This is a genomic window from Streptomyces sp. P1-3 (assembly GCF_050613155.1).
Taxonomy (GTDB): Bacteria; Actinomycetota; Actinomycetes; order Streptomycetales; family Streptomycetaceae; genus Streptomyces.
The window spans coordinates 6541183-6553275 of sequence record NZ_CP192512.1; the positions used below are offsets into that span (position 1 = coordinate 6541183).

Here is a 12093-nt window from a genome sequence, read left to right on the forward strand (position 1 = left end):
ATGGCCGTCGTTCGGAAGAACATTCTCAAGGACACCGCAGCTCGCGACGCCTACATTTCCGGCGTCAAGCTGCTCAAGGCCGAGGACTCCACCTTCTCCACCACCGACTTCGGCATCGCGGGCCCGCCCGCCCCGGTGCGCACCTACGACCTGTTCGTGATCTGGCACATTCTGGCCATGCGGACCTCCGTCCCGCCGGGCGGCGACCCCGACATCCGCAACGCCGCCCACCGCGGGCCGATCTTCCTTCCCTGGCACCGGGTGATGCTCAGCCTGATGGAGGCCAACTTCCAGCGCGCGCTGGGCGATCCGTCCTTCGGCCTGCCCTACTGGGACTGGACGCAGGACACGGAGCTCGGCGACCCGAAGGACAGCGCTATCTGGAAGCCTTCCTGCATGGGCGGCAGCGGCCCCGCTCCCTTCGGCGGCACGGTCGCCGACGGTCCGTTCGCTTTCAACGAGGCCGACCCGGACACCTTCCGGGTCCGGATCACCACCAACTCGTCGCTGACCCTGGTCCGGACCTCGCGCGGGCTGCGCCGGGCCCTCGGCGTCGACGCGCCCAACGTGCCCAGCAAGGCCGATGTCGACGCGCTCTTCGACGTCAGCCCGCCCACCGGCGACCCGGCCCTCGCCACCTACGACTTCTCGCCGTGGAACGTGGACTCGACCGGCTTCCGTAACCGGCTGGAGGGGTTCAACCCGTTCGGCCTGCACAACCTGGTGCACGTCTTCATCGGCCGGGACATGGGCCTGGCCTCCTCGCCTAACGACCCGGCGTTCTACCTGCACCACTGCAACGTCGACCGGGTCTGGGAGGGGTGGATGGACCGCAACGGCCGGAACTACCTGCCTGACCAGTCCGCGCCGCAGATCCTGCGCGGCCACAGACTCAAGGACCCCATCGTCTCCCCGCTCGGCTCCGCCGCGACACCCGAGACCGTCCTCGACCCGACCGCCCTCTACTCGTACGACCTGCTGCCCTGAGGGCTGACGGCCCGCGTATACGGTCGGGTGGTCCGCCGCACTGGCAGAAGCCACAAGAGACACCGCCGCCTGCCCTCGCGGTCGCCAGGGCCACATCGGCCATCCCCTAGCGCCGTCGTTTGCGGCTGGTGACGATCCTGCTGGCTTATTCGGCCCTGGCATCCCAGCTCGGACACCATGGGACAACTAACCGGCCGGTAGCTGGGGCGGAACCAGACGTGACACCACGACCATCGTGAGCCGACTGCGGAAATGGGTACAGGGCCCGGCGTCCCTGTACCGTCCTAGTCCTGGGCACACGCGGTGGCGTCGGTGGGGGCTTCCTCTTCGGTGAGGTGCGGTGAAGCCTGCGGGTGGAGGCCTGGCCTTCGAGGGCTTCCTAGCCTTCTTCCACTTTTGGCGTCACCCTCCCGAGTCAGTTGGCGGGAAAGGTCCCCAGTTCTGTGGGGCGCCTGTCACGTCCTCGAAGTCGACCGTGCCGCCGCTGTACACCGCGTCGATGAAGGTAACCGTGCCGCCGCTGAACTTCGCGCGGCCGAAGTCGACGCTGCCTCTGCTGAACTTCGCGCCAATGAAGGTAACCGTGCCGCCGCTGAACTCCGCGTCGATGAAGGTAACCGTGCCGCCGCTGAACTTCGCGCCGGTGAAGTCGACGCTGCCTCCGCTGAACTTCGCGCCGCCGAAGTAGACGCTGCCTCTGCTGAACTTCGCGCCGGTGAAGTCGACGCTGGCTCCACTGAACTTCGCGCCGCGGAAGTCGACTCTGCCTCCGCTGAAGTTCGCGCCGCCGAAGTAGACTCTGCCAGCGCTGAAATCCGCGCCGCCGAAGTAGAAGCTGCGGCCGCTGAACTCCGCGCCACCGAAGGAGACCGTGCCTTGAAAAAGACTTCCCTGTAGGTACCCGCCGTCGAAAGTGGCGCGGGTGAAGTCGAAGTTGCACGCCGACCAGGAGGTCGGTGCTTGGGGTTGTAGGTGGCTGCGGATGGTCCGGATGATGGTGAGGCGGACCTCGCGTTCGCCTTCCTTGTATGCGGCGGGCGTCGACGACAGTGATTCGCCCTCCGATGCCGTCGAGGCGGCCTCCGGATTGGGCTCGTACGGCATGCGCAGGTAGGCGCACAGAACGTCGACGCATACCTGTCGCTGCTCGATCCAGTCGTCGGCGAGCCGGGCCATGGCGTATACGCCAGCCAGGCGCACCGCTGCCTGGTCGTGGCCGAGTTGGTCGGCGGCGGTGGTGAAGCGCTCAGCGAGCTGCTTGTCGTCGGCCCGATGAGCGTCGCCCTCCGCAAGGCGCTGTTTGCGGTAGGCATAGACCCCTGCGAGAACAGCGCCGGCAAAGGTGAGGGTCGCCAGCGCGGTGCGGATCACCTCGTGGGCAGCGACGGGGTTCTCCGGGGTGGCCTCCTTCGACGCGAGAGAGTGAAGGAATTCGTAGATCCCGTAGCCCACGGCCAGGGCCAGCAGGAGGGCGAGCAGGCCCACTACCCAGACGGGCCACAAGCGGGGAGCGTGTCGGCCCCGCGAGGCCGGGTCCTTGTGTCCCCGTCGCGGCATAGCTGTCACGGCTTGATCATGCTCGTGCTCTGGCCCTGACGGAGCGCTGTGGCCGCCGTTCGGCGGAACGGGAACACCCGCCTGGGTCCGGGGTACTCCCGGCCCTGGGCGCATTTCCGCACGGTGCGCGCACGATGGTCGCACGTCCGTTCGGTTCGACCCCAGCTACTGGCTGGTTAGTTGTCCCCTGGTGTCCGAGCTGGGAGCCCGGAGCCTATTCGGTCAGGCGGCGAGGGAGAGGCCGAGTCGGGCAAGGTGGCTGACGCGGGTGCGGTCGAGCGGGTGGCCGTTCCACCAGGCATCGAGGCGAATGAGGTTGAGTGCAACGGCGGAGAAGACGTGCTCCAGGTGGGTCTTCTGGAGACCGAGGTAGCGGGCACGTCTCATGCCGGTGACCGCGACGGCCTGGTGGATGGTCCCCTCGATACCCGCGCGGGTTCCGTACTTGGCTCGCCACTGCTCGTCGCCCTGCTGGAGGCGGGCATGGTCGAGGACTTCTTGCACCTCGCGGGGTTGCAGGGAGAGGGTCCGGCCGCCGGTCTTCGAGCGAGTGCACTGGTCGCGCACCGGGCAGGGGCGACATGTCTCCTTGTCGAACTTGATGACGATGGCCTTGGTGCCACGCAGGGTGGCGGGGCTCCACCAGGTGCTGGTGTCCCCGCGTGGGCATGTGGCCTGCCGCTTGTCCCAGTCGACGGTGAACGCGGTGCGGTCGAACCCGGCGCCGGCACGTGCCTGGGGTGAGCTGTTCATCAGGACCGGGGTGACCAGGGTGACCCCGAAGTACTTCTTCATGCCCACGATCAACTCGGCGGACGCGTAACCGGAGTCGAGGAAGTGCTCGGCGGGCAGGAGATCGCGGGCGGCGAGCATGTGATGGACCGGTTCGGTCATTTCTGCATCGGTCACCGTGGCATCGGTGGTCGCGATGCTGGTGATCAAGCGCGGCGGTCCGTCGGCTCCGGGGATCACCGCCTGTTCGGTGGCCGCGTCCTGCACGTCGCTTTCGTCGCAGGACTCACTGATGTGGATTTTGTAGCCGGTCCACCAGGAGCCCTGTTTGAGGCCGTAGCGCGCGTCGGTGTCGTACGGAGAAGCCAGCCGCAGCCTGCCGGGCGGGAGGTCTTTGCTCTCCCGCCGCTTCACCTCTGCCCCGGCCTCGCTCACAGTGCGGTGGTAGTTCTGCACCCACATCGTGCGCAGGACCTGCACCGCCGGGAGTTCGCGCAGCCAGGCCGGGGCGTCGGGGGCATGCACCGCCTCCAGCAGCGCGAACCCGTCCCGGCCATAGACCAGGGCCATCTCCTCGCGCTTGCTCGTAGAAGCCGGCGGATGCCAGGAGTGAGTCCGCGGACCGTAGCGGTTGGCCCATTCCCGAACGGGCACCGCCCCGGCCAGCCAGTCCGGGGCCGCGCAGGCCAGCGCCTCCAGCGTGGCCCGCAGCGTCTCCCCGGCCAGCTCCAGCCTGTTCAGATCGCGTACCGCCGCCAGAACGCGGGTGGAGTCGGTGCGCTGCCTGCCTCCGGCCTTCACCAGGCCCCGGTCTTTGAGGGCGGTCAGCAGCAGGTCGAGCGCCTTCTCCTCCATCCCGTGCTCGACCAGTCGCGTGCGGAACTCGGACAGCACCGAGGCGTCGAACCCGGGATCATCCAGCTCCAGGCCGAGCGCGTATTTCAGGTCCATGCCGAACCGCACCCGATGCGCTGCCGCCCGGTCGGTGAGGTTCTCGGCGAACTGCAACACCGTCACCAGCGCCAGCTGGCCCGGTGACCAGCCGGGCCGCCCTCTGGCTCCGAACGCCTCGGCGAACTCGGCGTCCGCGAACAGCTCGCCCAGCTCGTCACGGACCCGCATCGCCAACGGGTACGGGCCCCGTGCCGCCACCGCCCGCGCCACCTGCGCGGTCAACTCAGGCACCTTCGGCCACGGCCTCGGCCGCATCGACATTCCACACCCCACCCGCGACCGGGAACGCCAAGACGGCCGCTGCTGTCCCGACCAACGAGCCGCCAGCCCCGCCGGGCACGGAATAAGCCAGCAGGATCGGTGACACGGTTCCTACCGGCACCCCAAAAATCCGGATGCTACGAGGGGTGCCGACGGCGATGCGGGCGCCGACCAGCCGTCCGGCCTGGGCGGCGGTGCGCAGTGCCCGGGTGCGGGCCTTGCTGTTCTGGTCCAGCAGGGTCGTGGAGGCCGACGCCGCCGACGTACAGCACGGCCCAGCCGTAGCGGGCAGCGTGGTGGAGCCAGTCGGGCGGGAGGTCGACGCCGCCGCGGAAGAAGATCCCGCCGTCGGGTTCGAGGATGAGCAGGCCGTCCTCGCCGGCGGGTCCGTGGCCGAGTAGCAGCACGCCGATCCAGTCGGCGACGGTGGGTGGGGCCTGCCGGATGCGGCTGATGAGGGGTGAAGCCCTGGCCGAGGAGGTGAGAGGCCAGCAGGTTCACCAGGTGGCCGCACCCGAGATGCCGGTTATCTTCACCGTGCATGAGCTCAAGCGCCTAGCCAGGCACGCCGCCGAGCTGATGACGCTGTCCGCCGAGCTCCAGGCCGGCGGCATCCAGCTCGAACTCCTCACCGGCCCGCGCAACTACATCCGGGAGAAGACCCTCGAAGGCCAGGTCACCGCCGCCGCGAAGGGCAACCACGGCGGACGGCCCAGGGCCATCGACGACGACTCGCTCACCTTCGCCCTCGCCCTGAAGGCCAAGGGCGTCCCCGTCCCCGACACCGCGAAGAAGCTCACCATCAAGACCGGCAAGAACGCAGGCAAGAGCTCGTCGGTCGCCTCGCTGTACCGGGCACTCGCCGAGGCCGAGGACACCGCCATCGACGACGAACTGCCCCGCAGGCCCAAGCCCGCCCTCATCCGGCGCCCCGACGATCTGCTGACGCCCGAGGAAGCCGACTTTCGTCAGCGCCTCCAGGCCCAAGTACTCCAGACCTCGGAGACCGAGTCAGCGAACAAGACGCGACCTGTCACACATATCCCGGATCGGCAGCTCGCTCACCGGAACGGCCCCCCTCAGGTGGCTGCCCCCACGCCCCTTTGATCACCTGAACTCGCGGCGAATGCCACGAGTCCCTGCAGGCTTGATGAAGGGCACATCATGAGCGACATCCTTGGCGACGGCGGCGGCGACTTCAACATCACCCAGGTCCCTGACGTCAACATCATTGCCATCCCGATCGACCTCCTGGGCTCCGCCAGCGTCGGTGATCCTGTCACGCAGGAGATGAAGGACGCGGCAGATCGAGCCCAGGAGACATTGGCGCCGTTGCGCAACGACGCCTGACACCCGCGGGCGCCCATGCACGGCAGCTTTGCCTAAGGGCGCCCCCTATGCGATGGCGCCGACGAGGATGACCCTCGTCCCCATACGGCGGAGGACCCCGGCCATCACCCTGCCGGGGGCCTCCGCTGTTCAAGATCAATCTCAGCGCCAACGGCTGCACCAGTCCGCGGCCGAGCCCCGGCCCGGGGTCAGCCCTGCTCGCGCTCCTCGTCCACCAGCTCGTCGCACAGCTCCGTCAGCGCCCACGCCTGCTTCTGGAGCGCCTTCATGACCTTGACCAGCTTTTGCTCCCGCTTCGCACCGGCCGCCGTGCCGTCCCGGTCGACGACGATCTCGCCAATGAAGTGGGACAGATGGTTCAGCTACAGCGCCCGAACGTTCAGCCGCACCTGCGGAAGTTCGGACGAGTAGGCGCGTACGTCCTTCCGTGCGCCCCCTCCGGGTTGTTCGGTAGCACCAGCGCCCGGTGGCCGGTGGCGCCCTGGGCGCGGGGCAAGAGTTCGAGGGATGGATGCGTGCTCAGCGGCCTGCCGCGATCTCGTTGGCGGTCTTTGCCACCAGCGCCGTGTTGGCGTCGGTGTCGTGGCTGAGGGCCAGGACCCGGTGGGGCACACGAACGAGGTGTTCGACCACGGCTTCGACGTCGGTCGTGGTGGTGGGGGTGAGGCCGAAGACGTCGGGGTACCGGTCCTCGGTGCCCGAGGTGAAGAAGTCGCCTTCACTCAGGGCGCGGTGCTCGTCCAAGACGGCAGGGGTGGCCTGCGGGCTCATGCTGGGGAACAGGAGCCCGGCCGCGTGCGCTTCGGTGGCCAGGGTGAGGCCGAGCCACGATGCGAGCTGGTCGGGGAAGAACTGCGCCTTGAGCTCCTTTCCGTCCTCGCGCCACAACGGCCGCCGCGCCCCAGTGCGGAGGGCTTCGGTGACGCGCCGGTGCTGGGTGGGGTGGAGCTGCTCGCCCGCGAGGACCCGTTCGCGGACCTGCTCGTACAAGCCGGTCGCGTGAAGGAGGCCGAGGCCGATCGCGGCGGCCGCCGGCCAGGGCAGCACCTGGACCCGGCCGCCGGCCTCGGGGCGGACGAAAACGCGGTCGTTGGCCAGCAGCCCCCATTCCCCGGTACGGGCCAGCAACATGGCGGTGGTGGTCTTGCCCGCGCCCTTCCTGCCGAGGGTGAGCACCGCACGGCCGTCGCGGGCCGCGGCGGAGGCGTGCAGGATGGACCAGCCGTCGGCCAGGAGCTGGGCGCGGACGAGCTCGCGGGCCAGCCGTGCGGCCGCGACCGTGAGCGACTCGGCGTCTACGCCCGCGATGACGATGCGCTGACCATCCGCCCGGTAGGCGATCCGCTCCTCCGGCTGCACGGCGTACACGACGCCGTCGTGCCTGGCTGTGAGCGTGCGGGCGTTCGCGTAGATGGTCTCCTCGTGCCCGTGGCCGGTGACGCGGGCGCGGATGTGCTCCAGGAGGTCGGGATCGGTGTCGGCGCAGACCACGGCGCCGCCGTCCGCGATGTCGCCGCTGTCCGGCTCCGCGACCGCGGCAGCGTTCCACCAGGGGCCGAAGTAGCGGCGCGCCCACTCGGTGACGGCCGCGGTTCGGGAGGCGACGATGACGGTCGCGGTGTCGGCCTGGATACGGGTTGCGGTCAGCGGCACAGGGCTGCTCCTTCGATCTGCTGGTAGGCGTTGGCGAGTTTGGTCCGGGCAGCGGCGAGCTGGGCGGTCTCGGTGGCGTCCAGGGCCAGGGGGTGCACGGTGGGCTGGCCCGCTTCGATGTGCAACCGGTTTCCCAGCCACACGCCGCCGCGGTTGACGGACAGCACATCGATGCCGTCCTGGAGGCCGAGCAGCTTGCGGAGGGCGGTCAGGACGGCGCCGGCCGGTCCGCAGTGGGTGCGGCCGATGCCGACGTTGATCCGCCGTGGCCGGGCGTGCAGTTCGGCGCGGACGACGTCGAGCGGCACTGTGGCGGGCTTGCCGTCGATGGTGGTGGTCGAGGCGCAGATGACGGCTTGGTCGCCGTGCTCGCCGCTCATGTAGCCGTCCATGGCGTCGACCGGGACGCGGTGGTGGTGGGCCAGGGTGAGCCGGTAGCGGGCGGTGTCGGTCGCGGAGCCGACCCCGTACACCCGCGGGCCGGCCGAGACCTCCGCGAAGAGCCGGGCGAGGACGTCCACGGGGTTGGTGACCATGACCACGACGCCCGGGTAGCCGTGCAGGCTGCGCGCCAGGCCGGCGATGACGGGGGCGTTCGCCGCCAGGCCGCCCATCCGCACGTCGGCGGTGTTGGTGTTGGTGAAGCGGGCCCGCGGGCAGATCACGACCGCGTCGCCGCCGCGCAACTCGCCCACCGGTACCGAATACACCCGGGCGGAGGAGGCGGTGAGCTGGAGCATGTCCTCCAGATCGGTCACCAGGCCGCGTGCGGACTCCTCTGTGCGGGAAGCGACCAAGACCCGCGCGCACCAGGGTTCGGCGGCCACCAGGGCGGCGACGGTCTGCCCGACCGCCCCGGCGCCGACGACGCCCACCGTGCGGCCTGTCATCGGGTGACCGCCTTGCCCACCGCGTCCAGGCCGAGGCGCCAGGCCGCGTCCGGATCGGTCCCGGCCGCGAGGGCGGCGCTGAGCCGGTCCAGGAGCACGCACATGTTCTCTGCCCGCTCGATCACCGCGCGGGCGTGCTCGGGGAGCGGCAGCGCGGCGGGGGCACTGAGGTAGGTCGACAGGATGCTGGTCGTGTCCATCAGCCAGGTGACCATCAACCGCCGCAGCCACAGAGCCCGCGCCGCCCGTTCGATGCCCCGGGTCTGGTCCCGGACGAACGCGGCGACGCCGTCCAGCACAGCCTGCGGGCCGTCCACGGGCGGCGCGGCGACCTGGACGAGGAGCGTGCGGGAGACGAGCTTCGCCACATCGGCGTACGCCGGCCCGGTCGCCAGGCTCGGGTCGATGAACACCGGCGCCTCGCCTGGGCCGGGGAACAGGACGTGCTCGGGCTTCAAGTCCCCGTAGACGACGGCGCGGGGACCGGGAGCGGAGGTGAGGCGGAGTTTCAGCAGACGGGCCACGACCTGGCCGAGGACCGCGACCACCCCGCGGCGGGTCCGCTCGGGCAGCCGGTCCGCACCGAGGCTGGCCCGCCAGCGACGCCGCGCAGAGTGACCGTGGCGTCACTGCAGGGTCAGGAGGGGAGGGGGAGCGCTTCCCGCACCAGTAGCCGCATAGGTCTACCCCTGCGGTGGCCCCCGGCAGGGCCCTCGCCGGTGACGACCGGCGGGGTCTCTGCCTTGGCTGATCGGCGGGGCTCGTGGTGCAAATGGCGGCTCGGAGGGAGACGTCCGACAGCGCGTCGGCTCGTGGTAGGACAAGTCGCTGCGGACTGGTGCCCAGGGCCGCCGATTCGTTTAGTCCTCGCTGACAAAGAAGGTGGCGAGATCCTTCAAGACATTCAAGCAAGACCCGAATCCGCCCTTCCTCAACTGGCAGTCCTTCTCGTCGCTGGGGGCGTCGGAACTGGTGGGAGCTTGCGCCGTGCTAGGGGTCGGGGTGGGGTCGGCTGCGGAGGCTGTAGGCGTGGGGACCAGCAACATGACTGCGGCGGCCACGGTGGTCAACGCGGCTGATCGGGTGGTTCGACGCATGAAAGACTCCAAGAGGTTCGATCCGGCTGGCGACGCACGGTTGTGCGGTCACCACAACGAGACTGGCCGAAGCCGGTCACGAAGCTGGCGGCCAGATGGGCCTCTACTACAAAGCGCAGAAACGCCCCCTGTACGCGGCGTCGATGATGAGCGAGGTTGCGGCGGCCAGGCCGAGCACGGTCTGCACGATGGTGCGCAGGGTGCGGCGGGCGGCGTCCGACATGGTGGTGTCCCTTCGGGCCAGTCGTTGATGTTGGTGGCGGACGCGTTGCGTCGCTTGTTGCTGTGGTGCTCTACCTGTAACGCGAGGACGTCGAGGAGCCCGGCTCCGTGCAGCGGCTGGACGATCGTGCGCGCGGTCCACTTGCCCGCGGGCACGTCCCACTCGTCGACGATGAACGGCTCGCCGTCTGCGGCGCGCATCCGCCGCGGACGCGCCCGCCGGCCTCGGCGTAGCTGGTGGTGCACAGGACGGTGACGTCGTTGTGCAAGGGGGGCGGCTAGAAGTTCAATGAAGATGTTGGGAGGAGACCGTTCGGCTGCAGGCTCAGACAGCCCCTTTCCCGTGGTTATGGGATGGCTGGAGTCAGGGTCCAGGTGCCGTTGTGGTGGTTGAGTCCGAGGTTGATCAGTCGGCGGAGGTTGAGGGCGGCGGCCCGGTGGTGGATCCAGCGTTCGCCTTTGATGCTGCCGCGGCAGGGTAAGCGGCGGTTGCCGTGGGCGACGAGCCAGGCAATGACCCGTTCCACGGGCGGACGCCAACGGCGGTAGTCGGCTTGCCAGCTGGGATCGGTGGCCTGTCGGCGGGCATCGGCCTGCAGCTCGTGGTGGGGGCGCCAGGTGACGACGCGGCCCCGTTTGGATGTGGTGCACCGGGCCCGCAGTGGGCAGCCGGTGCACTGCTGGACGTTGAACCAGGCTTTGCGCTGCTGGTGCTTGCCGCTCGGCGGCAGCAGGGTGGTGGTGTGGCCGGCCGGACACGCCACCGTGCTGGCTGCGGCGTCGATGTGGAAGTCGTCGAGGGTGAAACCGCCGGTGACGGCCTTCTTCAACACGGCTGGTTTGATCAGCAGGCGGTGCCCGGACGCGGTCAGCTCCTCGCGCAGGGCAGCGGTGGAGTAGGCGGAGTCGGCCAGGACGTCCCAAGTTCCGGTCTCCTGGTCCAGCAGGTCCAGGGCGACGGCGGCTTCGTGGTGTTCGGCTCCGGCGGCGGGCCGCAGGGTGATCGCGGTGATCAGTCCGGTCTCCGGCTCGACGGCGAGGTGGGCCTTGAAGCCGTCCTGCCGGTGGGAGCGGGTCTTGTGCACGTGCCGGCTTCGGGGTCGACGGTGGAGACCATCCGTTCGTATCCGGTGCGGCGGGCGATGCGCCACCGCCCGTCGGTGCCGTCGCAAATCGTCGGCCGGCTCCACGTCCTGCCCGGCGTCCCGCTGCGTCTCACCCTCTGCGGCGAACAGATCGACCATCGACCCGGCGGCCACCACGCAGATGAGTGCCAGCCAGCGGATTCCGCGCAGCAGCTGGTAGGTGGCCCGGTCGAGATCGCGCCGCAGCCCGGGGCTGTCGGGGATGGCGGCGAATGCGTCCGCGTACAGGCTGGCGGCCAGTGCGGCTTTGACGCCTGGGGCATCGGCCGCTTTCTTGGTCTGGCGGGCCAAGGCGCCTGGGTGGTTGGGATCGAGCTGGAGGATGGAGCGATGCAGCTTGTCGGCGACTGTCCTGTTGTCCGCCAGGTGGGCGATCATCCGGGCCACTTCGTACGTGTAGACCTCCTCGGGGCCCAGGCGCAGTGCCTCTTGGACGATGTCGGCCGCCTCCCGTAGGCCCGATCCCGTAACGGCTGACCTTGTTGCCGTTCTTCCAACCCGTGACGTTGTAGTGCCGCCCGCTCGGCGAGTAGGCACGCAGCCTGGCCTCCGCAGTGGTGTGCCCGCTGACGTAACCGTTCGCATCGCCGACGTGCAGACTCCGCCCTCCGACACCCAGATGGACACCGCGGTCTTCCTTCTCCGCGTCCGCCTGCACATCCGCCGGCGCCGCGACCAGTAGCAGCGCCGCACCCAGTACAGCACCGAATGCCAATCCTGCGACTTCGCACTGTTCGCGACTAAGGTCACCGTCGACCGCGAGGCTGGCCGCCTGCGCGGGTAAGGGAGCCCGCACGCCGGGGGGGGGCTTTGGGTCTGCGCTATGACCAGTCCCGCAATCTCCAGCAGGGGGGAACCTGCTCATGTCCAGATCGAAGACTGTCTTACGCGCGGCCGTCGCCGCCACAGCTCTGGCCGCGGCGGCCTTGACCGTACCGCAGGCCGTTGCCGCCGACGAGCCCGACGTGCAGGTCTCGAACAACGCCCGCGACGCTCGCCGACCGCTCTCCCTCCTCGGGCTCGCATGATCACGAACCGGACAACGAACAACTTTGCCGAAGCCCTGTTGGAAATAGAGCGGCCCACTCAGGGCAGGTGCATTCGAACTGGCATGTGCGGGCGGCTGAAGAATTTCGTTCGATCTTTCGAAGTGAGGGTGTCTGCTATCACGTTGGAAGGCGCTGCCCGGACACGCCGAAAGCCATTCTCGAAGACATGAAATCGGCCTAAGAAAGTCCGGAACAA

At 69.3% G+C, this 12093-nt stretch carries 10 protein-coding genes and 1 pseudogene; 5 read left to right on the forward strand and 6 right to left on the reverse strand.

The genetic code is table 11. The features are described from left to right. Entirely contained in the window at nt 1–987 is a 987-nt protein-coding gene (locus tag ACQUSR_RS27995) for a tyrosinase family protein (protein ID WP_431045377.1), read from the forward strand. 402 nt (nt 988–1389) lie between these two features. On the opposite strand, the gene ACQUSR_RS28000 is transcribed toward ACQUSR_RS27995, so the two are convergent. Further along, on the reverse strand, nt 1390–2472 hold the full coding sequence (locus ACQUSR_RS28000) for a pentapeptide repeat-containing protein (protein WP_431045378.1): 1083 nt from the start codon (nt 2470–2472) through the stop codon (nt 1390–1392). Between the two features lie 294 nt (nt 2473–2766). After that, nucleotides 2767–4461: an IS1182 family transposase gene (locus ACQUSR_RS28005; RefSeq protein WP_431045379.1), complete on the reverse strand. Its 1695-nt coding sequence runs from the start codon at nt 4459–4461 to the stop codon at nt 2767–2769. Between the two features lie 176 nt (nt 4462–4637). On the opposite strand from ACQUSR_RS28005, the gene ACQUSR_RS28010 reads away from it, so the two are divergent. The 3 genes from ACQUSR_RS28010 to ACQUSR_RS28020 all read left to right on the forward strand — a co-directional run bounded on the left by ACQUSR_RS28010 (nt 4638) and on the right by ACQUSR_RS28020 (nt 5841). Beyond that, nucleotides 4638–4892, forward strand: coding sequence for a hypothetical protein (locus ACQUSR_RS28010; RefSeq protein WP_431045380.1), 255 nt, complete (start codon nt 4638–4640; stop codon nt 4890–4892). Between the two features lie 103 nt (nt 4893–4995). Continuing rightward, the gene (locus tag ACQUSR_RS28015) at nt 4996–5598 is read left to right on the forward strand and encodes a hypothetical protein (RefSeq protein ID WP_431045381.1); all 603 of its coding nucleotides are present in this window, start codon (nt 4996–4998) and stop codon (nt 5596–5598) included. A gap of 57 nt (nt 5599–5655) precedes the next feature. Then, nucleotides 5656–5841: a hypothetical protein gene (locus ACQUSR_RS28020; protein WP_431045382.1), complete on the forward strand. Its 186-nt coding sequence runs from the start codon at nt 5656–5658 to the stop codon at nt 5839–5841. Between the two features lie 519 nt (nt 5842–6360). Here ACQUSR_RS28020 and ACQUSR_RS28025 read toward each other — a convergent pair. The 4 genes and pseudogenes from ACQUSR_RS28025 to ACQUSR_RS28040 all read right to left on the reverse strand — a co-directional run bounded on the left by ACQUSR_RS28025 (nt 6361) and on the right by ACQUSR_RS28040 (nt 11226). Further along, nucleotides 6361–7494 carry a hypothetical protein gene (locus tag ACQUSR_RS28025; protein ID WP_431045383.1) on the reverse strand — a complete coding sequence of 378 codons (1134 nt, stop codon included), beginning with the start codon at nt 7492–7494 and terminating at the stop codon, nt 6361–6363. Continuing rightward, nucleotides 7485–8384, reverse strand: coding sequence for a lactate/malate family dehydrogenase (locus tag ACQUSR_RS28030; RefSeq protein WP_431045384.1), 900 nt, complete (start codon nt 8382–8384; stop codon nt 7485–7487). Before ACQUSR_RS28030 ends, ACQUSR_RS28025 begins: the two co-directional genes overlap by 10 nt. Beyond that, nucleotides 8381–8980 (reverse strand): annotated as a pseudogene (locus ACQUSR_RS28035) (phosphotransferase); the annotation flags it as partial. The gene ACQUSR_RS28030 and the pseudogene ACQUSR_RS28035, both read right to left, overlap by 4 nt. A gap of 1070 nt (nt 8981–10050) precedes the next feature. Next, nucleotides 10051–11226 (reverse strand): transposase, encoded by a 1176-nt coding sequence (locus ACQUSR_RS28040; protein WP_431047887.1) that lies wholly within the window; start codon nt 11224–11226, stop codon nt 10051–10053. 485 nt (nt 11227–11711) lie between these two features. Between ACQUSR_RS28040 and ACQUSR_RS28045 the strand changes: the two genes are divergently transcribed. Further along, the gene (locus ACQUSR_RS28045) at nt 11712–11876 is read left to right on the forward strand and encodes a hypothetical protein (RefSeq protein WP_431045385.1); all 165 of its coding nucleotides are present in this window, start codon (nt 11712–11714) and stop codon (nt 11874–11876) included. Nucleotides 11877–12093: the final 217 nt, after the last annotated feature.

Coding starts and splice junctions, on each gene's coding strand:
- ACQUSR_RS27995 (WP_431045377.1), top strand. CDS start 1: ATGGCCGTCGTTCGGAAGAACATTCTCAAGGACACCGCAGCTCGCGAC.
- ACQUSR_RS28040 (WP_431047887.1), bottom strand. CDS start 11,226: ATGATCGCCCACCTGGCGGACAACAGGACAGTCGCCGACAAGCTGCAT.
- ACQUSR_RS28020 (WP_431045382.1), top strand. CDS start 5,656: ATGAGCGACATCCTTGGCGACGGCGGCGGCGACTTCAACATCACCCAG.
- ACQUSR_RS28045 (WP_431045385.1), top strand. CDS start 11,712: ATGTCCAGATCGAAGACTGTCTTACGCGCGGCCGTCGCCGCCACAGCT.
- ACQUSR_RS28030 (WP_431045384.1), bottom strand. CDS start 8,384: ATGACAGGCCGCACGGTGGGCGTCGTCGGCGCCGGGGCGGTCGGGCAG.